This is a genomic window from Bradyrhizobium macuxiense (assembly GCF_001542415.1).
Taxonomy (GTDB): Bacteria; Pseudomonadota; Alphaproteobacteria; order Rhizobiales; family Xanthobacteraceae; genus Bradyrhizobium; species Bradyrhizobium macuxiense.
Genome location: NZ_LNCU01000082.1, coordinates 45256 through 69999, shown reverse-complemented (window position 1 = coordinate 69999; position 24744 = coordinate 45256). Strand labels below are relative to the sequence as shown.

23 protein-coding genes are annotated in these 24744 nt (G+C 64.2%); 5 read left to right on the top strand and 18 right to left on the bottom strand.

Annotated features, from left to right (window positions below; translation table 11 throughout):
* Positions 1-8: 8 nt before the first annotated feature.
* A complete protein-coding gene (hmuQ, locus tag AS156_RS24525) occupies positions 9-344 on the bottom strand; it encodes a heme-degrading protein HmuQ (RefSeq protein ID WP_066509672.1) in 336 nt (111 codons plus the stop codon).
* A 138-nt stretch (positions 345-482) separates the two neighbouring features.
* Positions 483-2831, bottom strand: a complete 2349-nt coding sequence (locus tag AS156_RS24520; RefSeq protein WP_201456099.1) for a TonB-dependent hemoglobin/transferrin/lactoferrin family receptor — start codon at positions 2829-2831, stop codon at positions 483-485.
* A 265-nt stretch (positions 2832-3096) separates the two neighbouring features.
* Between AS156_RS24520 and AS156_RS44895 the strand changes: the two genes are divergently transcribed.
* The 4 genes from AS156_RS44895 to AS156_RS24500 are packed head-to-tail and all read left to right on the top strand — an operon-like array spanning position 3097 to position 6158.
* The gene (locus AS156_RS44895; RefSeq protein WP_066509662.1) at positions 3097-3303 is read left to right on the top strand and encodes a hemin uptake protein HemP; all 207 of its coding nucleotides are present in this window, start codon (positions 3097-3099) and stop codon (positions 3301-3303) included.
* A gap of 7 nt (positions 3304-3310) precedes the next feature.
* Positions 3311-4261 (top strand): heme/hemin ABC transporter substrate-binding protein, encoded by a 951-nt coding sequence (locus AS156_RS24510; RefSeq protein ID WP_066509661.1) that lies wholly within the window; start codon positions 3311-3313, stop codon positions 4259-4261.
* Positions 4258-5358, top strand: coding sequence for a FecCD family ABC transporter permease (locus tag AS156_RS24505; protein ID WP_066509659.1), 1101 nt, complete (start codon positions 4258-4260; stop codon positions 5356-5358). Before AS156_RS24510 ends, AS156_RS24505 begins: the two co-directional genes overlap by 4 nt.
* Positions 5355-6158, top strand: coding sequence for a heme ABC transporter ATP-binding protein (locus AS156_RS24500; protein WP_066509658.1), 804 nt, complete (start codon positions 5355-5357; stop codon positions 6156-6158). Before AS156_RS24505 ends, AS156_RS24500 begins: the two co-directional genes overlap by 4 nt.
* 85 nt (positions 6159-6243) lie before the next feature.
* On the opposite strand, the gene AS156_RS24495 is transcribed toward AS156_RS24500, so the two are convergent.
* The 13 genes from AS156_RS24495 to AS156_RS43480 all read right to left on the bottom strand — a co-directional run bounded on the left by AS156_RS24495 (position 6244) and on the right by AS156_RS43480 (position 20732).
* On the bottom strand, positions 6244-7080 hold the full coding sequence (locus tag AS156_RS24495) for an enoyl-CoA hydratase-related protein (protein ID WP_066509654.1): 837 nt from the start codon (positions 7078-7080) through the stop codon (positions 6244-6246).
* Between the two features lie 168 nt (positions 7081-7248).
* On the bottom strand, positions 7249-8919 hold the full coding sequence (locus AS156_RS24490; RefSeq protein WP_066509653.1) for a mucoidy inhibitor MuiA family protein: 1671 nt from the start codon (positions 8917-8919) through the stop codon (positions 7249-7251).
* Positions 8920-9197: 278 nt separating this feature from the next.
* A complete protein-coding gene (locus AS156_RS24485; RefSeq protein WP_066509652.1) occupies positions 9198-10370 on the bottom strand; it encodes a thiolase family protein in 1173 nt (390 codons plus the stop codon).
* Positions 10371-10682: 312 nt separating this feature from the next.
* Positions 10683-12272 (bottom strand): phosphoglycerate dehydrogenase, encoded by a 1590-nt coding sequence (serA, locus tag AS156_RS24480; RefSeq protein WP_066509650.1) that lies wholly within the window; start codon positions 12270-12272, stop codon positions 10683-10685.
* 235 nt (positions 12273-12507) lie between these two features.
* Positions 12508-13680, bottom strand: a complete 1173-nt coding sequence (locus tag AS156_RS24475) for a phosphoserine transaminase (protein ID WP_066509639.1) — start codon at positions 13678-13680, stop codon at positions 12508-12510.
* Positions 13681-13758: 78 nt separating this feature from the next.
* A complete protein-coding gene (locus AS156_RS24470; protein ID WP_066509636.1) occupies positions 13759-13971 on the bottom strand; it encodes a hypothetical protein in 213 nt (70 codons plus the stop codon).
* 167 nt (positions 13972-14138) lie between these two features.
* Positions 14139-14609 carry a GNAT family N-acetyltransferase gene (locus tag AS156_RS24465; protein ID WP_066509634.1) on the bottom strand — a complete coding sequence of 157 codons (471 nt, stop codon included), beginning with the start codon at positions 14607-14609 and terminating at the stop codon, positions 14139-14141.
* A gap of 21 nt (positions 14610-14630) precedes the next feature.
* Positions 14631-15221: a glutathione S-transferase family protein gene (locus tag AS156_RS24460; RefSeq protein ID WP_066509726.1), complete on the bottom strand. Its 591-nt coding sequence runs from the start codon at positions 15219-15221 to the stop codon at positions 14631-14633.
* 74 nt (positions 15222-15295) lie between these two features.
* Complete coding sequence (locus AS156_RS24455; protein WP_201456100.1) at positions 15296-16126, bottom strand: outer membrane protein; 831 nt, start codon at positions 16124-16126, stop codon at positions 15296-15298.
* A gap of 181 nt (positions 16127-16307) precedes the next feature.
* Entirely contained in the window at positions 16308-17165 is an 858-nt protein-coding gene (locus AS156_RS24450) for an outer membrane protein (protein ID WP_066509632.1), read from the bottom strand.
* Positions 17166-17478: 313 nt separating this feature from the next.
* Complete coding sequence (locus AS156_RS24445; RefSeq protein WP_066509629.1) at positions 17479-18735, bottom strand: MFS transporter; 1257 nt, start codon at positions 18733-18735, stop codon at positions 17479-17481.
* Positions 18736-18998: 263 nt separating this feature from the next.
* Positions 18999-20345: a phosphoglucosamine mutase gene (gene glmM, locus AS156_RS24440; protein WP_066509627.1), complete on the bottom strand. Its 1347-nt coding sequence runs from the start codon at positions 20343-20345 to the stop codon at positions 18999-19001.
* 213 nt (positions 20346-20558) lie between these two features.
* Complete coding sequence (locus AS156_RS43480) at positions 20559-20732, bottom strand: hypothetical protein (protein WP_201456098.1); 174 nt, start codon at positions 20730-20732, stop codon at positions 20559-20561.
* 161 nt (positions 20733-20893) lie between these two features.
* Between AS156_RS43480 and AS156_RS24430 the strand changes: the two genes are divergently transcribed.
* The gene (locus AS156_RS24430; RefSeq protein ID WP_066509616.1) at positions 20894-22030 is read left to right on the top strand and encodes an alpha-hydroxy acid oxidase; all 1137 of its coding nucleotides are present in this window, start codon (positions 20894-20896) and stop codon (positions 22028-22030) included.
* Between the two features lie 226 nt (positions 22031-22256).
* Here the strand turns inward: AS156_RS24430 and AS156_RS24425 are convergent, their stop codons facing one another.
* The 3 genes from AS156_RS24425 to AS156_RS24415 form a co-directional block, all read right to left on the bottom strand.
* Positions 22257-22865 (bottom strand): single stranded DNA-binding domain-containing protein, encoded by a 609-nt coding sequence (locus AS156_RS24425; protein WP_066509718.1) that lies wholly within the window; start codon positions 22863-22865, stop codon positions 22257-22259.
* A 384-nt stretch (positions 22866-23249) separates the two neighbouring features.
* Positions 23250-23828 (bottom strand): hypothetical protein, encoded by a 579-nt coding sequence (locus AS156_RS24420; protein ID WP_082747710.1) that lies wholly within the window; start codon positions 23826-23828, stop codon positions 23250-23252.
* 118 nt (positions 23829-23946) lie between these two features.
* Positions 23947-24744: shikimate dehydrogenase (locus AS156_RS24415; protein ID WP_245313040.1), on the bottom strand; the 798-nt coding region annotated here is incomplete at its 5' end.

Below are 24744 nucleotides of genomic sequence, written 5' to 3'. Positions count from 1 at the left end.
CGCCTCCATTACGCCGCAGCGTTCTTTGCCCGTTCGGTGATCAGCACCTCGAAACCTTCGAACCTGGGATGTCCGAGATAGAGGCTGCCGCCGGTCTCGTTGCCAGCACGGGAATGGGCGCGGCGGAACGCGTCCGACTTGGTCCAGGCCTCGAATGCGGCCTTTTCCGCCCACACCGTGTGCGTCGCGTAGAGCGTGTGGTCCTCGGCCTCGGGGCCCTTCACCAGATGGAATTCGATGAAGCCGGGCAGATCGCCGAGATAGGATTCCCGGGTTCTCCAGACCGTTTCGAACGCCTCCTCCTTGCCCTTGATCACCTGGAACCGGTTCATTGCGATGAACATGAAAGATTTCTCCTGCTTGCAGCGGATGCCCTTGGCGATCCTGCCGGTTGATCTCGTTGATAACATGAATGCGCCAAGGCCGCGCTGGGGGCACCAGCGCGGCCGGAGCAACCTGGATGGAAAGATCGGCTCGTCGCGTTACGCTCCACCTAGGTGAATCTTGAGGCCGGCCTTGTAGACGGTGCCCGCGCCGGGGCTCGAGAACAGCACGTCGTTCTGTGTGGTGCCGTCGGTCGAGCTGCCCGGGATCGCATAGGGCCGGTAATACTGGTTCAGAAGGTTGTCGACCGATGCCGTGAAGGTGATGTCCTTCGTGGCATTCCAGGTCAGATAAAGGTTGACGAGCTCATACGCCGTCGAGGGCAGATAACCTGCCGGCAGGTCGTTGTTGGCGCCGAACGACGACCACTGCGCCGCGATCGTCAGCGTGCGGTCGAGCAGGCGCACACCAGCCGTCGTCGTCACCTTGCGCGGCGTGATGGTGGCGAGACCGAGATTGGTCTGCGTGTTCTTGCCGCGCATCAGATGGCCGCTGACGCCGAGGAACCAGATGCCCGCGTCGTACATCGTCTCCGCTTCGATGCCCTCGATGCGGGCATGCGCGATGTTCTGATACTGGTAGAACTGGCTGTACGAGCCGAACGGCGGCACCGCGACCGGTGTCGAGGCGACAAGGTCGATATAGCCGTCGACATCGTTACGGAACACATTGATCTTGCCGCGGAAGGTATCCTCGGCCGAGAAGATGCCGTCATATTTCAGGTTGACGCCGGCTTCCTTGTTCTTGCCGACCTCGGGCCGCAGGGTCGCATTCGGCAGGAAGCAGAACAGGCCGCTGGTGCCGTCCGGGCAGTTGAACAGCGCAGGGCCGCCGCCGGTGGCGTGGCCGCCGGCGATCAGGGTCTCGGTGATCGAGGGCGCACGGTAGCCTTCGGCATAGCTTACATAGGGCGTGAAGCCCGCGACCGGCGTGACGCCGAGCGTGATCTTCGGCGAGAAGCGATCGCCGCTGGTGGAGTTATTGTAGGAACTGAGCTCGTAGCGGTCGTACCTGACGGCGCTGACGATCTCGAGCCAGCTCGAATAGTTCTGCTTCAACTGCACGAAGCCGCCGGACACCGTGCGCTGGCCGCTCGGAGTCGTGATGTTGGAATTGCCACGGCCGTCGAAGGTCTGGACATCGTCGCGGAAGGCATCGAAGCCGTAGGTTACGGCATTGCGCCAATTGCCGATGTCAAAGCGCGAGGTGTTGTTGACGTCGAGGCCGACGGTATCGAGCGAATAGCCGCGCTTGTCGCCGACGCAGCCGGAGATGTTGTTGCCGGCAACGCCCGGTCCGCAATAGGCCGATCCCGACGTGCTGTAGTGATAGGTCTTGGTCTGGTCGTTGTCGGTGCGGTTGCCATAGATCGAGACGTTCCAGTCGAACAGCATGTCGTCCGGCCTGGAGTATTTCCAGCTCAGCGTGCCCGTGTAGTTCCTGACGTCGGACGCGTAGACCGACGACCCCTGATACAGCGCGCGCTGCGCGGCGGTCAGCACCGGGCCGCGATTGAACTGGCCGATGTCGTACTGGTAGTCCTGAAACACGCCGCCGAGCTTGATCTCGTGCCCCTCGGCCGGGCGGATCGTCACCTTCATCAGGCCGCCGACGATCTCGTTGCCGGTGTTGCCGATCTCGGTGCCCGAGCCGTCCTTGTAATTGCCCTGGGTGCGGTAGACGGCACCGCCGAACACGTCGACATTGGGATCGACGCGCACGCCGCCGAACACCGAGCCCATGCCGCGATCACGGTTGGTGCCGTAGGAGCCCGACATGTCGACGCCCCAGCGTTCGCCGGGACGCAGCACGTCGTCGATATCCTTGGTGCGGAACGACACCACGCCGCCGATCGCGCCGGAGCCGTTGATGTTCGCGGTCGGCCCGCGCACGACGTCGACGCCGCCGATCATCTCGGGATCGAGGAAGAACGAGCCGTTGGCGTTGTGCCCGGTGCGCTGATAGTTCTGCCGCGCGCCGTCGACCACGACAGCGACGCGGCCGAAGTCCTGCAGGCCGCGGATGTTGACCACCGTCGACGGATCGTCGCCGCGCTCCTGGAACGAGACGCCGGGCACGTTATAGAAGATGTCGGACAGCCGGTTCGGCTGCAGGCCCTGGATCTTCTCCAAGGTCACGGCGCTCACCGGCGCCAGCGTGTCGATCGCGCGCTCGTCGGTCTTGTTCGCAACAGCGGTGATGGTGTCGAGCGACTGCACCGGCACGGCACCGATCTGCGCACGCGCGTTCGTCACAGGCGATGCAGCCGGCTGCGCAGCATGCGGTTTCGCCGGCTTGCGCTTCGCCTGCCTGGGCCGCTCCGTCGCGGGTTGCGCGGCCGATTGATCGGCAGTCTGCGCAAGACTGCCCTCCGACATGGTTGCCGCAAATGAAAACACCGACGCGCCCAAAATCAGGGCGCGCGAATACCTAGCCCCGTCAGCCATACTAGCCCCAGCCCGATGATCGATTCTTCGGTTTGGCTGGCGTGCGCTCTGCAACATGCGAGCGGCTTGCTGGCTAACGACTTCATTGCGATGCGAGCCACGCACTCACATCGTGTCATGATTGGTTACGTGCCAGCAACAAAACGGTCAAGAATGCGGCGGCACTGTTTACATCGATTGTAAAGTGCAGCCGTTGGAATGCGCCTTCGCCCGCTTATACAAGCAGGCAACATCCGAAGAATTCGAAAGCGCAGCACCAGGGACAATGTCGGCAACTTCCGGAGACGATATCGGCGCAGCCGGAAGGCATGCGGAAAACCCTTCTGACACAGCCAAAACGCTCGTCATGCACGGAAATCGCATCGACAGCCGCGACCTGTTCGCGACCGAACGCGAGATCATCATCGCGCATGGCGAGGAGAATTACCGGTTGCGGCTGACCTCGCAAAACAAGCTGATCCTGACCAAGTGACGCTCCGATGACAATTTGCCGCACGCTCGCTTTGCTCACCCTCTGCTGCCTGCTGCCATCAGGCATGGCGACCGCCGAGGGTCTCACCGTGCACGACGCGCGGGACCGCGACGTCGTGATCGACGATCCGTCGCGGATCGTCTCGATCGGCGGCGCGATCACCGAGATTCTTTATGCGCTCGGCTTCGAGGGCCGCATCGCCGGCATCGACTCGACCAGCCTCTATCCGCCGTCCGCGCTGCGCGAGAAGCCCGACGTCGGCTACATGCGTCAGCTGTCACCCGAGGGCGTACTTGGTCTCCACCCGACGCTGGTGCTCGCGGTGCAGGGCTCCGGCCCGAAGGAGACCATGGATGTGCTGGAGGCCGCGAAAGTGCCGCTGGTGCTGGTGCCGGAGACGTTCACGGAGGCCGGGCTGGTCGATAAGATCAGGCTGGTCGGCCACGCGATGGACGCCGATCCGCGCGCCGCCTGTCTGAGCGCGGCGGTGGAAACCGACCTTGCGCAACTACGTACACTGCGCGCCAGGGTGACGAAGCCGGTGCGCGTGATGTTCGTGATGTCGCTCCTGAACGGCCGTGCGATGGCCGCGGGTCACAAGACCGCGGCGGACGAGATCATCCGGCTCGCCGGCGGCGTCAACGCGATTGACGGTTATGACGGCTACAAGCCGATCAACGACGAGGCCATCGTCGCAGCGAAGCCCGATGTCGTGCTGTCGATCGAGCGCGGCAAGGACTCGCTCGATGCGCAATCGATCTTCACCCATCCGGCCTTCGCGCTGACGCCGGTCGCGACCAACAAGGCCTTCATCTCGATGGAAGGGCTCTACCTGCTCGGCTTCGGGCCGCGCACCGCCGCTGCCGCGCACGATCTCTCGCTCAAGCTTTATCCGGCGCTGGCCGCGCGGGACGAAACCTTCAAGCCGGCCGTGTTGACCGCGAACTGCCGGCAATGAGCGTGCTGGCGGAAGGCAGTTCACATGGTGTGAAACGCCGGGTCGGCGCTTCCCTGCGGCCTGCCGCCTCGCTCACGTTGCTTTGCCTGCTCGCTGCGCTCGCCGGCACCGCCCTGATCGCACTGACCGTCGGCGCCGCGGGCATTCCGCCGGCGCGGCTTCCGGCTGCACTCGGACTCTGGATCGATGGTGCGGGCTATCAGCTATTGGCGCGTGACCAGCTCGTGCTGTGGTCGATCCGGATCCCGCGGATCGCGGCCGCCGCGATGATCGGTGGGCTGCTCGCCGTCTCCGGCGCGATCATGCAGGGCCTGTTCCGCAACCCGCTCGCCGATCCCGCGCTGGTCGGCGTCTCCTCGGGCGGCGCCTTTGCCGCCGCGGCGGCCATAGTGTTCACCGACAGCCACCTCGGCGAAAGCCTGCGCTTCCTGCAAAACCAGCTGCTGCCGATCGCGGCCTTCGGCGGCTCGTTGCTCACGACCATGATCCTCTATGCCATCGCAAGCCGCGGCGGCCGGACCTCGATCGCGATCTTCCTGCTGGCGGGCCTCGCGATCGCCGCGATCGCCAATGCCGGCATCGGGCTATTGGTGTTTGCCGCCGACGACCGCCAGCTCCGCGACATCACCTTCTGGCTGCTGGGGTCGCTGAGCGGCGCGGCCTGGGCCAAGGTCGCGACGCTGGCGCCGGTGCTGGCGATCGCTCTTGTCGCCTGCCTCTCGATCGCACGCGGGCTCGACGTGCTCGTGCTCGGCGAAGCGGAGGCGTTCCACAGTGGCGTCGATGTCGAGCGGCTGAAGCGGATCTCGATCGTGCTGGTGTCGGCGATGACCGGCGTCGCGGTCTCCGTCTGCGGCGTGGTCGGATTCGTCGGCATCGTGGTGCCGCATCTGTTGCGGCTGGTGATCGGTCCCTCGCATCGCCTGCTGCTGCCGGCCTCCGCGCTGCTTGGCGCCATCCTGCTGGTCGGCGCCGATACAGTGGCGCGGACCATCGTCGCGCCGGCGGAGATGCCGATCGGCATCCTGACTGCTGCGATCGGCGCGCCGTTCTTCCTCGCGATGCTGCTGCGCCAGCGCGGCCTAGTCTCGCTATGACCGACCTGCTTGAGGTGCAATCGGTGTCGATGACGGTCGGCGGTGCGACCCTGGTCGATGCCGTCTCGCTGCGGATCGGCGCCGGCGAGATGGTTGCGATCGTCGGTCCCAACGGCGCCGGCAAATCGACCCTGCTGCGGATGTTGTCCGGCGATCTTCGCCCCTCGCACGGGGCGATCCGGCTGAAACAGCGCGATGTCCATGTCTACGGACCGCGCGAGCTGGCGCAGCATCGCGCCATGCTGTCGCAACATGTCACCGTCACTTTCCCGTTCACCGTCGAGGAGATAGTCACCATGGGCGCCGGTGAAAGCCCGCGCGCCGCGGCACGCGGGCTGGTCGAGGCCGCGCTGGACGAGGTAGGACTAGCGCATTTCCGCGCGCGGCAGTTGCCGACGCTGTCCGGCGGCGAGCAGCAGCGCGCGCATTTCGCGCGCGTGCTGGTGCAGCTCGCCCGCGGCGAGATCAAGCACGGACCCGGCCTGTTGCTGCTGGATGAGCCGACATCGGGCCTCGACCTGCGATATCAGATCGACCTGGTCGAGAGCGCAAGGCGGCGCGCCGAGCGTGGCACCGCCGTGATAGCGATCCTGCACGATCTCAATCTCGCGATGCGGTTTGCCGACCGGATCCTGCTGCTGCATCGCGGCCGGCTCGCCATCGACGGCGACCGCGCCGCTGTGATGCGGCCGGAGACCATCCGGGAGATATTCGAGATCGACGCCGCGATCGCGCACACCGACCGGGGTGTGCCGTTCGTGCTGCCGCAGACCATGCGGCCGATCCAGACGCGACAATAGTCCAGTCTTTCGCCATGGGCCGGGCTAGATCTGCGGACCGGGCGATCCAGTATTTCAGAGGCGCCGGAGCGACGCCGCTCAGCCCTCACTCCTTCTTCGTCCGGTAGTCCCCGAACGTCGTGTCGCGCTGGTCGAGCTGCGCCTTCACGCTGGCGCCGTCGCGGCGGAAGCCGGACATGTAGGCCTTGCTCGCTTCCGTCGTGAAGGCCAGTGCCTGGATTTCGGTGCCGGCACGCATCGCGGCGCGGGCGCCCATGATCTCCATCGCGCGGTGTACCGAGCGCTTGTTGAGCTGCTGCAGTTCGATCGGCACCTTGGCCGCGCGCTCGGCGAAATCGAGCGTCCTTGCCTCCAGCTCGGCGAGCGGGAACGAGCGCGTCGCATAGCCCCATTCGGCAGCCTCGCGACCGGACATCGCATCGCCCGTGAGCATCAGTTCCATGGCGCGGCGCATGCCGACCAGCCAGGGGTGATACTGCATGTCGGGTGGGCTCATCAGCCGCACCGGCGGATAACCGATCTGGGCATCGTCGGCGACATAGACGACGTCGCAAGCGGTCGCGAGCTCGGTGCCGCCCGCGAGGCAATAGCCGTGCACCTGCGCGATCACGGGCTTGGCGAGATCCCAGATCGAGAACCAGCCCTCGACCACATGGCGCGACCATTGCCCGGGGCCGGAGGCCGAATGATAGGGCTGGTCGACGCGATTGTCGGCCGAGAGATCATAGCCGGCGGAGAAGCACGGACCCACGCCGCGCACGATCGAGATGGAAATACCCGGATCGCGGTCGGCCTGTTCCAACGCCTCGAAGATCTCGCCGCGCAACCGGTTGTTCAGCGCATTGCGCTTCTCTGGGCGATTGAGCGTAATGCGGCGGACGCGCGGGCGCGGATCGTCGACGATGATGTGCTGGTAGCTCATGGGTCCTCCCGATCTCCGGCTTTGTTGCCTTTGGCAATTTCATGCCCGAGATCGGGAACGATGTCATCGGCACCCAGCGCAGGTCACCCATAGCGTTTTCGAGCGAAGTGGATCCGGTTCGCGTGAAGAAAACGCATTGAATAATAAGGCTGGAGCCCGACAGGGGCTCTAGCCCGCCGGCACCATCACGACGCCCTTGTCCTTCGGCCAGCGCACCCGCCAGGCGAAGTTGATGTCGCGGACTTCGCTCGGCTTGGCCTCGAACGCCCATTCCAGCACGCCGCGTCGGTCGCGAAGGTTGGTCGTGGTGGCGGGCGTGCTCGACGGCAGCATCTCGACCAGGATGTCGTCGTTCTCGCTGACCGGCAGCTGATCCTGGATCGCGACCTTGATCGGGAAATCGTGACCATTGCGTACCGTGGTCTTGAACACACGCTCGTCGGTCTTCGACGTCGTCACGATCAAGCCGGCGGAGCCCTCGTTGCGCTTCACCACGGTACGCTCGATCTTGACCTTGTCATCGGCCCCGAAGCCGAGCCGCACCGTCTCGTCCTTCGCCGTCGCGGCCATCCGGCCGCGGCCGACGAAAATGCCGTCGCGGTAGATCGAGACCCGCCCCGGCAATAGCGGCGCGTCGTCGTCTTGCACGAAGCTCGCTTCGAGGAAAGCGGTGGGATCGATCACCGGAACCGCGCGGATCGCGAGATCAGGCGCGATCGCCGCCGTCGAGATGCGCAGGCTTTTCGCACCCTCATTGGCAGCGACGCTGACGCGGCCGGGAATCTTGAAGGTAGCCTGGAAAGCCCCGACCTCGGGGGTCGCCTCTCGCTCCTTGGCAAGTCCGGCAATGGAAACCGCGGCCTGATCGACCTCGGGCGCAGGCGCGAGCGCCGAGCGCGGCATACTGTCCAATAATGCCTTGGCTGCCTCCATCGGCGGCCGAGGCGGCAGCGGGTATCGCACAGTCAGCGAATTGAGATCGGGTGCGTTGCCACCGCGCGCGGCGCGGACAGTGGAGACGCCGAGCGTGACGTTCGACCAGTCCTCGCCCGTCGATTGCGTGATCTCGGCGCGCCGCACCAGTTCCATCGCCGGCTTGCGATCCTTCGCGCCGGTGTCGAGGCGGGCATCATAGAGCGGGGTCCAATGCGCGTTGGGCACCGAATAGGTGACCCGCAGCGTCGCCTTGGTCGCGGCCGTGGACGCAACGTCGATCCGTACCTCCAGTTTGCTTGGCGGCTTGGCGGCACGGTCGGATTCGAGCCGGGCGACCTCGCGATCGATATCGCGCTGCTTGCGCTTGGCGTCACGGATCGCGCTATCGGCGCTGGCGACCTCGTCCGCGACGGCAGCGAAGGCCGCGCGCCAATCGCTGAGCGGTCGCGCTTCGCCCTTCTCGCCGAGACCCGCCGGCGAGGCCTCGGCAAAACGAGTGGCAAATTTGCGCCGCGCCTCGGCTGCCGCAATCGTCCCCTGCAGATCGGCGCGCTCGTCCTTGAGCGCTTCGATATGCTTGTCGATCTCGGGCAGGTTCGCCGGCACCGCCACGGGAGGCTGCCGCGTGTCGATCGCGCCGATGGAAAGCCTCGCGCCCGCCTCACCTTCGACCCGCAGCGAGGACGGATCGAGCAGCAACGGGAAGTCCTTGGCGACGAGGGTGTTGCCGCCGGCAGGCAGATCCAGCGTGATGACGCGGGTGACGCTCGCACCGTCGGGATAAACGGTGACTGCGTCGACATTGGACGTCGCGTCGAGATCGGCCGCGTGGAGCGGCCGGGCGGCGAGAGCACTGACCAGCACCAGGCTGGTGGTAACGAGACAGTTCGCAATCAATCGCATGATATCCCTCCGGAAAACATCGCGTCGCGCGCGAGACCTGAAGGCGCGCCACGTCGCGGGAGCACCTTTGCTCGTGGTGAGACGCGGCGGAGAAGGAACTGGTTCGATTGAGGTTTCCGCGCGGCACGGTGATGGCGCAGTGGCGGCTGCGGAGTGGCGCAGCGGTGTCGGCGCGACCCGTTGGCTCGTAATGACGGGTAGAAAGAACACAGCACAAAAAAGCACGGCGCCTGTGCGGCGCCATGCTGGTCTTCTCAATAGTCAGATGAGCCGAAAGCTCAGCTGTAGATCTCGAACAGGCCCGCGCCGCCCTGGCCGCCGCCGATGCACATGGTCACGACGCCCCACTTGGCCTTGCGGCGACGGCCTTCCTGCAGCAGGTGGCCGGTGAGACGGGCACCGGTCATGCCGAAGGGATGGCCTATCGCGATCGAGCCGCCGTTGACGTTGTACTTCTCGGGATCGATGCCGAGCTGGTCCCGCGAATAGAGGCACTGGCTGGCGAAGGCCTCGTTGAGCTCCCAGAGATCGATGTCGTCGATCTTCAGGCCATGGCGCTTCAACAGCTTCGGCACGGCAAAGACCGGGCCGATGCCCATCTCGTCCGGCTCGCAGCCGGCCGAGGCCCAGGCAACGAAGCGGCCCATCGGATTGAGGCCGCGCTTCTCGGCGTCCTTGGCTTCCATCAGCACGACGGCGGCGGCGCCGTCGGAGAGCTGGCTGGCATTGCCGGCGGTGACGAACTTGCCCGGGCCTTTCACCGGCTCGAGTTTGGCGAGACCTTCCAGCGTCGTCTCCGGGCGGTTGCACTCGTCGCGGTCGACGACATAGTCGACGATCGACTCGGCCTTCGTCGCCTTGTCGACCACCTTCATCTTGGTCTTCATCGGGACGATTTCGTCCTTGAACTTGTTGGCCTGCTGTGCGGCCGCCATGCGGCGCTGTGACTCCAGCGAATACTCGTCCTGATACTCGCGGCTGAGCTTGTAGCGCTCGGCGACGATGTCGGCGGTATCGATCATCGCCATGAAGATGTCGGGCGCGGTCTTCAGCAGATCCGGATCGATCGATTCCTTCGGCGAGCCGCCGCCGGGAATCGAGATGCTCTCGACGCCGCCGGCGACGATGCAATCCGAGCCGTCCGAGCGGATCGAGTTGGCGGCCATCGCGATGGTCTGCAGGCCCGACGAGCAGAAGCGATTCACCGAGACGCCGGCGGTCGACTTCGGCAGTCCGGCAAGCAGCGCGGCCTGTCGGCCGATATTCGGCGCGCCATGCGCGCAATTGCCGAGGTAGCAATCCTCGACATACTCCTTGTCGACGCCAGCGCGGTCGACAGCGTGCTTGATCGCGTGCGCAGCGAGCGACATCGGCGGGGTGATGTTGAATCCGCCACGGCCGGACTTCGCCAGGCCGGTGCGCGCATAGGAAACAATTACGGCTTCACGCATAGTTTTCTCCCTTTGAGATGACCGTCATTGTGGCGTGTCGTGGCCCGTTCGTACACATTTTTCAGCGGCTGCGACAGGAATACTAGAGGCCTCAGAACGACAAACGCCGTCTCCGGGGCCGGAGACGACGTTATGTTCCGCAGATCGGAATATATGTTCGAGCGAAGTCTCAATTCGTCATGACCGGGCTTGACCCGGGCATCCACGCATTAACGTACGCGTGGTCAGGAAGACGCGGATGGCCGGGTCATAGGCGAGCGGAAGCGACACCATCCTTCAGACGGCTACGCCCGGCCATGACGGTGGAGAGAGTTAGAACGTCAGCACCTTGGCCTGCTTCACCTGCGGCAGCGCCTGCACCTTGGCGAGCACCTCCGCCGGCACCGCGCCATCGACCTCGACCAGCGCGATGGCGTCGCCGCCCTGCTTGACGCGGCCGAGATGGAAGGTCGCGATGTTGATCCTGGCATCGCCGAGCAGGCTCGCGAAGCTGCCGATGAAGCCCGGCTTGTCCTCGTTGGTCACGTAGACCATCGTCTTGCCGAACTCGGCGTCGACGCGGATGCCCTTGATGTCGACCAGGCGCGGCTTGCCGTCGGCATAGACGGTGCCGGACACCGAACGCTCCTGCCGCTCGGTCGTGACGGTGACCGTGATCAGGCTCTCATAGTCGCTCTGCGCGGCGCGCACGACCTCGTCCACCACCATGCCGCGCTCCTTGGCGACGACAGGCGCGGAGACAACGTTGACTTCGCCCAGCATCGGCCGCAGCAGGCCGGACAGCACCGCCGAGGTGATCGCCTTGATCTTCATCTCGCCGACGTGGCCCTCATAGGTGATCTGGGTCTTGAGGATGCCGCTCTCGGTGAGCTGGCCGGCGAACGAGCCGAGCTTTTCAGCGAGCTCGATGAACGGCTTCAGCTTGGGGGCTTCTTCCGCAGTGATCGAGGGGAAGTTGACGGCATTCGAGATCGCGCCCGACAACAGATAATCCGACATCTGCTCGGCAACCTGCAGCGCGACGTTCTCCTGCGCTTCCGTGGTGGAGGCGCCAAGATGCGGGGTGCAGATCACGTTGGGGTGGCCGAACAGCACGTTCGTGGTCGCCGGCTCCTCGATGAACACGTCGAAGGCGGCGCCCGCGACATGCTTGGAATTCAGCGCATCGACCAGCGCCTGCTCGTCGACCAGACCGCCTCGGGCGCAGTTGATGATGCGGACGCCCTTCTTCATCTTGGCGATCGCGGCCGCGTCGATGACGTTGCGCGTCTTGTCGGTCAGCGGCGTGTGGAGCGTGATGAAATCGGCGCGCTTCAGCAGATCGTCGAGCTCAACCTTCTCGACGCCGATATCCTTGGCGCGCTCCGGCGACAGGAACGGATCGAACGCGATCACCTTCATGCGCAGGCCGAGCGCGCGATCGGCGACGATCGAGCCGATATTGCCGCAACCGATCACGCCAAGCGTCTTGGCGGTGATCTCGACGCCCATGAAGCGGTTCTTCTCCCACTTGCCGGCCTGGGTCGAGGCGTCGGCCTGCGGGATCTCGCGCGCCAGCGCCAGCATCAGCGTGATCGCGTGCTCGGCAGTCGTGATCGAATTGCCGAACGGCGTATTCATCACGATGATGCCCTTGGCGGTCGCGGCCGGGATCTCGACATTGTCGACGCCGATGCCGGCGCGGCCGATCACCTTCAGCTTCTTCGCCTTCTCGAGGATCTTGGCGGTGGCCTTGGTGGCCGAGCGGATCGCGAGGCCATCATAATCGCCGATGATCTCGGCAAGCTTTTCCTTGTCCTTGCCGAGGTTGGGCTGGAAGTCGACCTCGACGCCTCGGTCCTTGAAGATTTGCACGGCGGCGGGAGACAGCGCGTCGGAAATGAGAACTTTGGGTTTTGACATTTGAAATGTTCCTTTGCCCTGCGGCAGGCGGGTCCCTTGGACCGATGTGATGAAGTCTCTGATCACTTCTCCCTCTCCCCGTCCTTACGGGGAGTGGGTTGGGGTGAGGGGCAAACACAGGCGAGGGAGAAGCCGGAGGGGCCCCTCACCCGGATCGCACGGAACGATGCTGCTCATCGCCCGGAGAAATCCGACCTCTCCCCGTAAGAACGGGGGAGAGGTGACAAAGGAAAGCTCAGGCCGCTTTGGGCAGCGCTGCCTTGGTCTCGGCGAAGGCCCAGTCGATCCACTGCGTGAGCAGCTCGACGTCCTTTGCTTCAACAGTGGCGCCGCACCAGATCCGCAGGCCCGCCGGCGCATCGCGGTAGTACGCGAAGTCGAAGCCGGCGTTCTCCTTCTCCACCAGCGCGACCAGCTTCTTGCAGAAGTCGGCCTGCGCATCTGATGGAAGCGAGGTAATCGCGGGATCGGTGAACTTCAGGCACACCGAGGTGTTGGAGCGGATCGCGGGATCCTTGGCCAGGAAATCGATCCACGGCGTCTTCGCCTTCCAGTCGGCGAGCGCCTTGGTGTTGGCGTCGGCGCGCGCGATCAGCGCCTTCAGGCCGCCGATCGACTTCGCCCAGTTCAGGGCATCGAGATAGTCCTCGACGCAGAGCATCGACGGCGTGTTGATGGTCTCGCCCTCGAAGATGCCCTGATTGAGCTTGCCGCCCTTGGTGAGGCGGAAGATTTTCGGCAGCGGCCAGGCCGGCTTGTAGGTCTCGAGCCGTTCCACCGCACGCGGCGACAGGATCAGCATGCCGTGCGCAGCCTCGCCGCCGAGCGCCTTCTGCCAAGAGAACGTCACGACGTCGAGCTTGGCGAAATCGAGCGGCTGCGCGAAGGCGGCCGAGGTCGCGTCGCAGATCGTGAGGCCTTCGCGGGTCTCACTGATCCAGTCAGCGTTCGGCACGCGCACACCGGACGTGGTGCCGTTCCAGGTGAAGACGACGTCGGACTTCTGATCGACCTTGGAGAGATCCGGAATTTCACCGTAAGCCGCGTTGAGCTTGGTGACGTCCTTCAGCTTCAATTCCTTGATGATGTCGCTGACCCAGCCCTCGCCGAAGGATTCCCAGGCGAGCGTGGTGACGGGCCGCGCACCGAGCAGCGACCACAGCGCCATCTCGACCGCGCCGGTGTCGGACGCCGGCACGATGCCGATCTTGTAGTCGGCGGGCACTTCAAGCACTTCGCGCGTCAGTTCGATCGCGAGCTTGAGCTTGGCTTTGCCGACCTTCGCACGATGCGAGCGGCCAAGCGCGGCGTCCTTGAGATTTTCGGGGTTCCAGCCGGGGCGCTTGGCGCAAGGGCCGGAGGAGAAATGCGGCACATGAGGCCGCGAAGCGGGCTTCGCTGCAGTCATAATCTACCCTTCCAGATAGCTGCCTCTCGGTGGGGAGAGGTTTCCCGCCGTCGGAGATAGTGGAAGGGCCCCAAAACGTCAAGGAACTTTGGACGTATCGGGCAGGCTGTCGGAATCACAGCTGATTGATGGGGCATCCTCGACCCGCGATACCACCTGCTGAACCAACAGCTCCGCGGCGTCGGTCACCAGCTTGACGGCCCTGCGGCGGCTGGCGATTTTTAAGATGCTCTTTTCGCCGGCCTGCACGATGTATTCGTTGCCGACCCGCACGATCGAATAAGCTGGCATCGAAGATCCCCAAGCTGCTGTGCCCGATGGGAGACGCCGAGATACCGGACTCGTTCCTCCCCGTAAAATCACGGAGATCAGCTTAGTTTATTGCTCCTTAACCGAATAGCAGAGCGAGAACTACCGCAGGCTCGCGGAGCTAGAGAACACAACTTCGCGCACGCATCTCAAAAGCGGATCGTCATGCCGACATGGCTGCGCGCGAATCCGAGCCGTTCATAGAAGCGTTGCGCATCGACGCGCGTGTGATGCGTCAACAGCTCGACGAGCATGCAGCCTTTCGTGCGCGCTTCCGCAATCGCCCACTGCACCAGCTTCTCGCCGATGCCGCGGCTGCGGCAATGCTTTGCAACACGCACGTCCTCGAGCAGGCCGCGCGAGCCGCCCTGCGAACTAATGCCCGGCAGAACGGCCAGTTGCAAACAACCGACGACGATCCCGTCGCCGTCGACGGCGACAACGAGCTGTAAATTGGGATCACGATCAACCCGCTCGAACGCCTGATAGTAGCTTTGCGGCAACGGATCCTCGATCCGCTCGCGCGCGCTGCCGAGCGGATCGTCCGCCAGCATCCCGACGACGGCGGCAATGTCTTCGCGAGTGGCACGGCGAATGGTGATCGATGATGATCCGGTCATTGTCGTTTATTCCGTTTGAGGTCAGCGCGCCGGCGGCAGGCCGAGCGCGCGCTCGGCGTCCGCGATCCAGCGATTGATCATGGGGTAGCGGTCGAGCTCGAGGCCGCCTTCATGTGCGACGCGTGTGTAGGCGAGCAGCGAAACGTCGGCCAGCGAAAACGCGTCCCCGATCAGGAATCGCGTGCCGCCGAGATGCCGCTCCAGGTGATCGAGCGCCACATGGCCTCGCTTCACCAGGTTCGGATCGAGGTCCGCCACGGCCTTGCCGAGATACACGATGTGGAAGCGGCAGACGGCCACATAGGGCTCGTGGGTGTTCTGCTCCCAGAACATCCAGGCATCCATCTGCGCGGCACGATAGGCGTCGCCCGGGATCAGATCGCTGCCGCGCGCGAGATAGCGGATGATGGCGTTGGACTGGGCCAGCGTGCGGCCGTCGTCGAGCTCGACCGTCGGCACCTGCCCCCAGCCGTTCAGCTTGAGGAAACCCGCCGTCCGGCTGCCGCCTTTGAGGGTGTCGATCTCGATCCATGTGTAGGGCAGCGCGAGCTTGTCGCACACCCATTTCACCTTCAGGCAATTGCCTGAATTGGCGTCGCCGTAGATTTTCACTGATTGCGCTCCGCTTGCGGAGCGGCATTCGATCAGCCGCACAATGCGCCGTCAAGCCGATGCAGCGCCGCAGATCAGAACTTGTAGCCGAGGCCGACGCGCACCGTGTTGATGTTGGTGTCGACGACGGAAGTGATGCGAACGTACTCCCACTCCGCGCGCATGAAGAGCCCCGCCATCAACCTCACATCGACGCCAAGGCCGCCGCTGTAGCCGTACACCAGGTGATTGTGCAGCACATCCGATGCGCTCAGGGTCGCAAGCGACGTGAACGATCCGGCCGCTCCCGTGGAGCTGATGGCATCGAAGACGGTGACGGACCGTGAGATGTTGGCATTGCCCAGCGCGACGCCGCCGAACATGTAGGGCAGGAAGCAACCCCAGGCATAACCGGCACGGGCGCGGAAGGTGGCCAAGTCCGTAATCGCGATTCCGGCTGACGAATCGACGCGCACGTCATGGAACATTTTGTCGGTCAACGCGGCGCCGCTGACCAGCTCTTTGCTCGCGGTCGAACTGCCACCGAAGTTGTTGGCGTGCATATAGCTCGCTTCGACGCCGACGACGACATCATCGTATTGCCAGTTGTAGCCGGCAAACGCGCCAAAGGCCGACGAACGCTGCGATTGCTTGCCGAGCCCGAGATTCCAATTCGCGACGTCCATTTGCTGGATGACATTGTGATCGAGCAGGGCGGAGAGCATGTTGGCGTTCGTCCCGCTGAAATTCTCATCGGACGAACCGTAGCCGGCTTGTCCGCCGACATAGAAGCCCTCCCAGTTGGTGGTCGGTTGGGCCAACCCCTCGCTGAAGCCGCCGCGGAGAACAGGCAGGTCCGGGAGATCCGCCGCGCGCGCGCCGGTCACCGCCCCGAACATCATCGCCGCCAGCAACAACTTACGCATCGCCACGCTCCATCCACCCACCAAACGACGCGCTGATCATCGCCTGTTAACCTTAACCAATCGTTGTCGCCGTCCACTTTCGACATGCTCACGTTGCAAACCTCGCGACGTCAGCGACAAACAAAAACGGCGCGGGATAATCCCGCGCCGTTTGCAATCGTTAACCGATGAAGGCTGGAAATTAACCCTTGGTGATCAGCGGGGGCGGCGGCGGAGGCGGCACGTCGCAGCAAGGCAGAGCCCAGCGCACACCGAGTCTCACGTCCTGCGAGACCAGGTCGCGGAACTGGAAGGACGACGGGCCGGCATTGCTGCCGTCGAAGGACTGGCCGAACCCGTGAACCGCCGTTCCCATGTTGAGATAGCGGTACGCGAGTTCGACGGTGAAGTTGTTGTTCACCTTGTAGGCGAGACCGGCATGCACGGCCCAGGCGAAGTTGGTTGTCGAAGCGCCATTGGCGAAGTACGAGCCGGCTCCAAAGGAGCCGAAGCCCGGAGCAAACGCCAGGCCGGAATCCTGAAGACCGGTGGTCTGGATATGAGCAGCACCGACGCCGACACCGACGAACGGTGTCAGGCACCACCAGGTTCCGAGATCGGCGTAGATGTTGGCCAGTCCGACCCAGCTCGTAAAGCCGCCCTGATAAACGTCGGTGAGCGCGCTGCCGCCGGGGAACGTGGAGAAGTCGGTGCCGCTGAAGCTGACGCGCGAGCGATACTCACCCGTGATGTCGGCGCGCAACCAGCTGTTGAACTGATAACCGACGCCGAGGCCGAAGGACACGCCGCCGTTGAAGCCCTCGCCCTGCTGCGTCAGCGTCGAGCCGGCCGGCAAGGTGTCGTAGAGATTGTTGTGCAACTTGCCGGTCACATTGGTCATGCCGATGTCGCCGCGCAGATACCAGCCGCCGAAGTCCTGCACCGGAGGCGGAGCGTATGCCATCGGGGGCGGCGGCATGATGGGCATATCGGCGGCGAACGCCGCTGAGGACAGCAGGGATGCCGCGCCCGCGGCAATCAAAGACTTAACGCTACGCATTGGCTTCGTCCTTTTGGGCCAGTGAGGCGTACGCGAAAGCCCCACGTCTGAAACTCACAGGCCGGACCATGGCAGCAAATGTTTAAGCGCCACTTAACCCTAATTTTTAAGGTTGACGATCCCTCACCAATTTTCGAGCAACTGCGCTTTTCCGGCGCGAGTGATGCATGCACGGCACAGCAAGATGGCGATTCCGCCACAAGTCCTAACGATGCTTTGATGAAATCGCGATACTGCACCGCACGGAACGCGCGTGCGTTAGCGAATGATTAACCCTGCGCGCGAGCGCGATTCGCAACCGTCGCGACGGCTCTCAATGCGCAGCTTTGGGCATCTTCGGCAGGAACACTGCGAGCAGACCGATCGCCGGCAGGAACGCACAGAGCTGATAGACGAAGGCGATCGAGGTGTGGTCGGCCAGCTTGCCGAGCACGGCTGCACCAAGGCCGCCGATGCCGAAGGCAACCCCGAAGAACACGCCGGAGATCATGCCGAACCGATGCGGCATCAGCTCCTGCGCGAACACGATGATCGCCGATGTCGCGGACGAAATGATCAGGCCGATCACCACCGTCAGCACTGCGCTCGCAAACAGCCCGGCATAGGGCAGCGCCAGCGTGAACGGCAGCGCGCCAAGGATCGAGAACCAGATCACATACTTGCGGCCGAACCGATCGCCGACCGGTCCGCCGAAGAATGCGCCGGCAGCGTTCGCGGCGAGGAAGACGAAGAGATAGAGCTGCGCCGCCTGCGTCGAGACACCGAACCTGTCGATCAGATAGAAGATGTAATAGCTCGACAGGCTCGAGACATAAAGCTGCTTGGAGATCAGCAGCGCGACCAGCACAATAAGCGCGATTCTGACGCGCCGCTGGTCCGGGTGATCGGGATGCCGCTCGATCACGGCCGCCTTCCTCGCGGCGATCTGCGGCTTGTACCAGGCGCCGATGCGCCAGAGGATCACGATGGCGAGGAACGCGATCGAGGAGAACCAGGCGATCGAGGGCTGGCCGAACGGCACCACGATCAAGGCGGCAAGCACCGGGCCCATCGCGGTGCCGAAGCTGCCGCCGAGCTGGAACACCGATTGCGCGAAACCGTAACGCCCGCCCGACGCCAGCCGCGCGATGCGCGATGATTCCGGATGAAACACCGCGGATCCGAGCCCGACCAGCGAGGCCGCGATCAGGATCGCGCCATAGGCGTGTGCGACGCTGAGCATCAGCAGGCCGAAGAAGGTGAAGCCCATGCCGATCGCGAGCGAGAACGGCTGCGCCTTCTTGTCGGTGAAATGCCCGACCACCGGCTGCAGCAGCGATGCGGTGAACTGGAACGCCAGCGTGATCATGCCGATCTGCGCGAAGTCGAGCGCGTAATTGTCCTTCAGGATCGGATAGACCGAAGCGATCAGCGACTGCATCGTGTCGTTGAGGAAATGCGAGAAGCTGATGCCGGCGAGCACGACATAGACCGGCCCCGCGGCAGCCGCTTTCGCAGCCAGCCCCGGCGTCAGTTCGGACATCGGCACTGGTTCGCCCAGCGCTTCTTCACTCACGACCGGCTTGTTCAATGCAGCATTCCGGGAAACAGATTCGCAAAAATACCTCCGTGTCATAAGACGCGGAGGTGGTTGCGACCAGCTCCTCCAGCCGATGGCAGCGATGCGCTGTGCGGCCAGCGTCCGAGTTCTATCCCCGTCATCCTGAGGAGCGGCCTCTTGGCCGCGTCTCGAAGGATGCACGGCCACTAGCCGAGCCGTACATCCTTCGAGGCGCGCTACGCGCTCCTCAGGATGACGGGTCAAGCAGGCTCAAGATTAGAATCAGCAGATCTCTAAGCCGCTGCGGCGTGGCCGAGCGCGCTGACAATATTGTCCACGACCTCTTCGACCAGGATGCGGTCGTCGCCCTCGCCCATCACGCGGATCACGGGCTCGGTGCCGGAGGGGCGGATCAGCAGGCGGCCGTGACCGTTGAGGCGCTTCTCGCCGTCGGTGATCGCGGACTTGACCTCGGCGTCGTCGAGCGGCTTGCCGCTGCGGTAACGCACGTTCTTGAGAATCTGCGGCAATGGATCGAAACGCCGGCAGACCTCCGACACCGGGCGGCGGAGCTTCTGCACCACGGCAAGCACCTGCAGCGCGGCCACGAAGCCGTCGCCGGTCGTCGAGTAGTCCGACATGATGATATGGCCCGACGGCTCGCCGCCGAGGTTGTAGCCGCCCGCCAGCATCTGCTCGAGAACGTAGCGGTCGCCGACCGGCGTGCGAATCATGTGCATGCCGTGATCCTGAAGAAAGCGCTCGAGCCCGAGATTGGACATCACGGTGGTGACGATGCCGGGCTTGGAGAGGCGCCCCTCTTCCTTCCAGCTTTGCGCGATCACCGCGAGCAGCTGGTCGCCGTCGACGATGTGGCCGCGCTCATCGACCAGGATGACGCGATCGGCGTCGCCATCGAGCGCGATGCCGATGTCGGCGCGCATCTCGCGCACCTTCCTGGACAGCGCCTCCGGCGAGGTCGAGCCGCATTCCTTGTTGATGTTGAAGCCATCGGGTTCGACGCCGATCGGAACGACATCGGCACCGAGTTCCCACAGCGCTTCCGGCACCACCCGGTAGGCGGCGCCGTTGGCGCAATCGATCACGACGCGCAGGCCGTCGAGGCTGAGGTCGCGCGGCAGCGTGCGCTTGGCGAATTCGATATAGCGGTCATGAACGCCGTCGATGCGGCGGGCGCGGCCGAGGCTCGCGCTCTGCGCCAGGCGGCGGTCGAGCGATTCGTCGAGCAGCTGCTCGATCTGCTTCTCGACGTCGTCGGACAGCTTGAAGCCCTGCGGGCCGAACAGCTTGATGCCGTTGTCCTCGAACAGATTGTGCGACGCCGAAATCATCACGCCGAGATCAGCGCGCATCGACTTGGTCAGCATCGCGACCGCCGGCGTCGGGATCGGGCCGAGCAGCAGCACGTCCATACCGACCGAGGTGAAGCCCGCAACCATGGCGTATTCGATCATGTAGCCGGACAGCCGGGTATCCTTGCCGATCACGACGCGATGGCGATGATCGCCACGCTGAAACACCAGACCTGCGGCCTGCCCCACCTTGAGCGCGAGCTCAGGCGTGATCAGTCCATTGGCGCGGCCCCGAATACCATCGGTCCCGAAATACTTGCGGCTCATGTAACCCCCAAACACAGCCCCCTCGACCACCCGACGAGAGAGCCCTGAACGCTCACCAGTTTAGCGTGCATCGGCCTTATAGACCCTCAGCCGCTAAAATGACTTCAAAAAATATGATGAATCGTTACCGTCATCGAACCATAGAGTTCGACACTAAGTCATTGCGAAATAAGGATTACTCCTTCCGGCGCCATGCCGGCGCAGGATTATCGATTAATCCTCGCCCTTGCGCCGAACGTGGCTGTCGCCCTTGGTCGGGGCCGGCTGGGTGACATTGACAGGGTCGGAACCCGGGAATGTCTCTTCCAGCCCTTCCTCCAGCGCCTCGTCGAGCCGGCGCTTTTCGGCACTCTCATCAGTCTTCGGTTTGGAGCCTGATTGCGTCATCGTGCTCTCCCTTTCGGTCTTCCCGCCAACCGGTATCCGCTCCGCCGGAAACGCCGCACAAGATTCGGCTGGGCGATTTGGCAGGCGGTCCAACCATGCTAGATGACGGCGAGACCAAAGACCTGCAAGATTTGCGACAGACCAGAGGGCCGGGAACGTCCATGAAGCACATTACCTGCATCGAAGATTTGCGCCAGCTGCACAAGCGCCGGGTGCCGAAGGCGTTTTTCGATTATGCGGACCGCGGCTCTTACACCGAGGACACGCTGCGCGCGAATTCCGCCGACCTGCAGCAGATCAAGTTCCGTCAGCGCATCCTGGTCGACGTCTCCAAGCGCAGCCTGTCGACCACGATCCTTGGCGAACCCTCGGCGATGCCGCTGATCCTGGCGCCGGTCGGCCTGCTCGGCATGCAGCACGGCGACGGCGAAATCTACGCCTGCCGCGCGGCGCAGGCGGCCGGCATTCCCTTCACCCAGAGCACGATGTCGATCTGCTCGATCGAGGACATCGCGGCCGCCGTCGACAAGCCGTTCTGGTTCCAGCTCTACGTCATGAAGGACCGCGGCTTCATCAAATCGCTGATCGAGCGCGCGATCGCGGCGAAGTGCTCGGCGCTGGTGCTCACCGTCGACCTGCAGGTGATCGGCCAGCGCCATCAGGACATCAAGAACGGCATGACGGTGCCGCCGGAATGGTCACTGTCGAAGCTGATCGATTTCGCGACCAAGCCGGCCTGGGTCTCCGGCGTGCTGCAAGGCAAGCGCCGCACGTTCGGCAACATCGCCGGTCACGTGAAGGGCACCGAGGACCTCACCAAGCTGTCGGAATGGACCGCATCGCAGTTCGACACCTCGCTGAACTGGAAGGACATCGACTGGATCCGCAGCATCTGGCCGGGCAAGCTGATCCTGAAGGGCATCCTCGACGTCGAGGACGCCGAGCTCGCCGCCAAGACCGGCGCGCAGGCGATCGTCGTCTCCAACCACGGCGGCCGCCAGCTCGACGGCGCACCGTCGTCGATCGAGGTGCTGCCCGAGATCGCCGATGCGGTCGGCTCGCAGATCGAGATCATGTTCGACGGCGGCATCCGCACCGGGATGGACATGATGCGCGCCCTCGCGCTCGGCGCGAAATCCTGCATGATCGGCCGCGCCTATGCCTACGGCCTCGGCGCCGGCGGTCAGGAGGGCGTCGCAAAAGCGATCGACATTTTGGCCAAGGAGCTCACCACCACGATGGGGCTGTGCGGCGTCAACACGATCGCGGAGATCGACGATCACGTGCTGGCGGTGTAGCGTCCCCGCAATCTTCGTCGTCCCGGGCAAGCCAACGGGTCGCGCGAACGCGCGCCCGATGACAGGCTCCGCGCGACCCGGGACCCATAACCACAGCCGCGCAAGATTTGGCACAGCCGTGGCCACAGCTTTTCTCAACAAGAACCATCGGTGGTTATGGGTCCCGGCTCCCGTGCGCAATTGCGCACTAGGCCGGGACGACGTGTTGAGAGAGTTTCGCTTCGCATCACATCGGCGGCGCGATCCCGTCGCGGCCGACATTGACGCGGTTGGCTTCCAGCGTGCCGTCGGCCTTCTTCACCGCGCCGAAGATGATGATCTTGGCGCCCGGCTTCAGCTCGGACTTGTCGCCGGCAACGAAGGTCACGACCGGCGTGCCCGGCGGCACCACGACTTTCTTCTCACCGTCCCTGTACTTCACCAGGATGTTCTGGCCGTCGGTGCCCTTCACCGTCTCGGCGACGGTGGCGTTCGTCATGGTCGAGTTGGCGCGCAGATCCCAGGGACGAAAGCCCTCGGCGGCGCCGCGTTGGTTCTCCGGGAAGATGTGAACCGCGATCGCCTTCTGCGTCCCGTCAGGTTCCGGCATCGCGGTGACGCCGATATAGGAACCCGGCTTGATCTCCGACAGGTCGGTCTTGGCAACGCCGAACACCGCGACGTTGTCGGTCGTCTGTACCTTCATGTCGGTTCCGTCGCGCGACTTGATCGACAGCGTCGGACCGTCGACGGCCTCGATGGTGCCGCGAATGCGTACGCTTGGCGGCTGCTGCGCCGATGCGATCGAAGTGAATGCGACGAGAAGCAATGCGGCGAAGAGCGGCGATTTCGACATGATGTCCCTCATGGGTTTGGCTGGCGGACTCAGGAACACCGGGGGATTGATGGTATTCCGTGCGTGTCGCTGCTCTTTGCAGGAGAGGTGACACGATCGACGACTACGCGCTGGATGAGGGGTCTGTTACTGCGGTAGCGAACGCGTGATGCGTCAGCGTTCTGCTGTGGCTCGTCCGGGCTATGCAATCTTCGTCGTCCCAGGCAAGCCAACGGGTCGCGCAAACGCGCGCCCGATGACAGGCTCCGCGCGACCCGGGACCCATAACCACAACCGCACGAGGTTTGGCACGGCAATGGCTGCAGTTCTACTCAACAACAATGATCGGTGGTTATGGGTCCCCGCGTTCGCCGGGACGACGTGTTGAGAGAGCTTCGCTGCGCGTCACATCGGCGGGGTGATCCCGTCACGGCCGACGCTGACGCGGTCGGTTTCCAGCGAACCGTCAGGCAGTTTCTTCATGAAGGCGATGATCCTGGCGCCGGCCTTCAGCTCAGACTTGTCACCGGCAACATAGGTCACGATCGGCGTATCCGGCGACACCGCGACTTTCTTCTCGCCGTCCTTGTATTTCACCAGCAGCGTATGGCCGTCGTTGCTGACGACGGACTGGGCGACGGTGGCATTCGTCATGCTGCTGTTGGGCTTGAGATCCCAGGGCCGCGAACCCTCGCCGGTGCCGCGCATGTTCTCCGGAAACACATGCACCTCGACCGCCTTCGGCACGCCGTCGGGTCCGGGCACCGTGGTGGTGCCGATGAAGGAACCAACCTTGACATCCGACAGCGCGATCTTGGTGAGGCCGAGCACGACGATGTTACCAGCCATGTGCAGCTTGACATCTTCACCACTGCGCGACTTCACCGCGAGCGTATCGCCGTCGACGCCTGCGACGGTTCCACGGACACGTGTCGGCGTGGGCGGCTGCTGCGCGATCGCGTAGAGCGTGGACGCCGTCACCATCGCAAGCGCGATGAACGGGCGAACGAATTGGGTACGGCGGAACGGCATGGAATGGTCTCCGGAGGGATCAAGAGCTGACCCAACGCTGGACCCCAGCCTTGCGACGCTATTCCATGCCTCAAGTCTTTGTGAGATCGGCCTCGACAAGCGCACGTAGTTCCGGGGTGACCTGCGGGCGCGGTCCAAACCACAATTCAAAGCCGCGCACCGCCTGATGCAGCAGCATGCCGAGCCCATCCGCGGTCTTCAGCCCGCGTGCCTTTGCCGCCGCGAGCAATGGCGTCACCAGCGGCACATAGACAAGATCGGACACAACGGCGCTTTGCGGCAGCCGGCCGACATCGATCTCGAGCGCAGGCTGGCCATGCATGCCGAGCGAGGTCGTGTTGACCAGCAGGCCTGCGCGCGGCAGCAATTCGTTGACCGCGTCCCATGTCGCCGGCTGAACGCGTGGGCCGAACTGATCGGCGAGCACACGGGCGCGGTCGATCGTGCGGTTGACGAGATGCACGCGCGCGATGCCGCGCTCGATCAGGCCGAACACCACCGCGCGCGCCGCGCCGCCGGCGCCGAGCACCAGCGCATCCGTCGTCTTGTCCCAGCCAGGCGCGGAAGCGTCGAGATTGTTGATGAAGCCCTCGACATCGGTATTGGTCGAGTGCAACTCGCCTTCGGCAAACCACAGTGTGTTGGCGGCGCCGACGGCGCGGGCCCGCTCGTCCGGCGTCGACAACGCCAGCGCATGCTCCTTGTGTGGAAGCGTGACGTTGGCACCGACGAAACCGCGCAGCGACAGGCGGAAAATAAAATCCTTGAAGTCGGCCGGCGGCACCGCCTCGATCACATAGCCGCCCTCGATGCCGAGCGTGCGCAGCCAGTAACGATGGATCAGCGGCGAGCGCGAATGCGCCGCCGG

Excerpts from the sequence above, each read along its gene's own strand:
- hmuQ (WP_066509672.1), bottom strand. The coding sequence starts at position 344 with ATGTTCATCGCAATGAACCGGTTCCAGGTGATCAAGGGCAAGGAGGAG.
- AS156_RS24510 (WP_066509661.1), top strand. The coding sequence starts at position 3,311 with ATGACAATTTGCCGCACGCTCGCTTTGCTCACCCTCTGCTGCCTGCTG.
- AS156_RS24485 (WP_066509652.1), bottom strand. The coding sequence starts at position 10,370 with ATGCGTGAAGCCGTAATTGTTTCCTATGCGCGCACCGGCCTGGCGAAG.
- AS156_RS24430 (WP_066509616.1), top strand. The coding sequence starts at position 20,894 with ATGAAGCACATTACCTGCATCGAAGATTTGCGCCAGCTGCACAAGCGC.
- serA (WP_066509650.1), bottom strand. The coding sequence starts at position 12,272 with ATGTCAAAACCCAAAGTTCTCATTTCCGACGCGCTGTCTCCCGCCGCC.
- AS156_RS24500 (WP_066509658.1), top strand. The coding sequence starts at position 5,355 with ATGACCGACCTGCTTGAGGTGCAATCGGTGTCGATGACGGTCGGCGGT.
- AS156_RS24495 (WP_066509654.1), bottom strand. The coding sequence starts at position 7,080 with ATGAGCTACCAGCACATCATCGTCGACGATCCGCGCCCGCGCGTCCGC.
- AS156_RS44895 (WP_066509662.1), top strand. The coding sequence starts at position 3,097 with ATGTCGGCAACTTCCGGAGACGATATCGGCGCAGCCGGAAGGCATGCG.
- AS156_RS24490 (WP_066509653.1), bottom strand. The coding sequence starts at position 8,919 with ATGCGATTGATTGCGAACTGTCTCGTTACCACCAGCCTGGTGCTGGTC.
- AS156_RS24465 (WP_066509634.1), bottom strand. The coding sequence starts at position 14,609 with ATGACCGGATCATCATCGATCACCATTCGCCGTGCCACTCGCGAAGAC.
- AS156_RS24425 (WP_066509718.1), bottom strand. The coding sequence starts at position 22,865 with ATGTCGAAATCGCCGCTCTTCGCCGCATTGCTTCTCGTCGCATTCACT.
- AS156_RS24475 (WP_066509639.1), bottom strand. The coding sequence starts at position 13,680 with ATGACTGCAGCGAAGCCCGCTTCGCGGCCTCATGTGCCGCATTTCTCC.
- AS156_RS24420 (WP_082747710.1), bottom strand. The coding sequence starts at position 23,828 with ATGGTGACGGCGTCCACGCTCTACGCGATCGCGCAGCAGCCGCCCACG.
- AS156_RS43480 (WP_201456098.1), bottom strand. The coding sequence starts at position 20,732 with ATGACGCAATCAGGCTCCAAACCGAAGACTGATGAGAGTGCCGAAAAG.
- AS156_RS24470 (WP_066509636.1), bottom strand. The coding sequence starts at position 13,971 with ATGCCAGCTTATTCGATCGTGCGGGTCGGCAACGAATACATCGTGCAG.
- glmM (WP_066509627.1), bottom strand. The coding sequence starts at position 20,345 with ATGAGCCGCAAGTATTTCGGGACCGATGGTATTCGGGGCCGCGCCAAT.
- AS156_RS24505 (WP_066509659.1), top strand. The coding sequence starts at position 4,258 with ATGAGCGTGCTGGCGGAAGGCAGTTCACATGGTGTGAAACGCCGGGTC.
- AS156_RS24450 (WP_066509632.1), bottom strand. The coding sequence starts at position 17,165 with ATGCGTAGCGTTAAGTCTTTGATTGCCGCGGGCGCGGCATCCCTGCTG.
- AS156_RS24520 (WP_201456099.1), bottom strand. The coding sequence starts at position 2,831 with ATGGCTGACGGGGCTAGGTATTCGCGCGCCCTGATTTTGGGCGCGTCG.
- AS156_RS24455 (WP_201456100.1), bottom strand. The coding sequence starts at position 16,126 with ATGCGTAAGTTGTTGCTGGCGGCGATGATGTTCGGGGCGGTGACCGGC.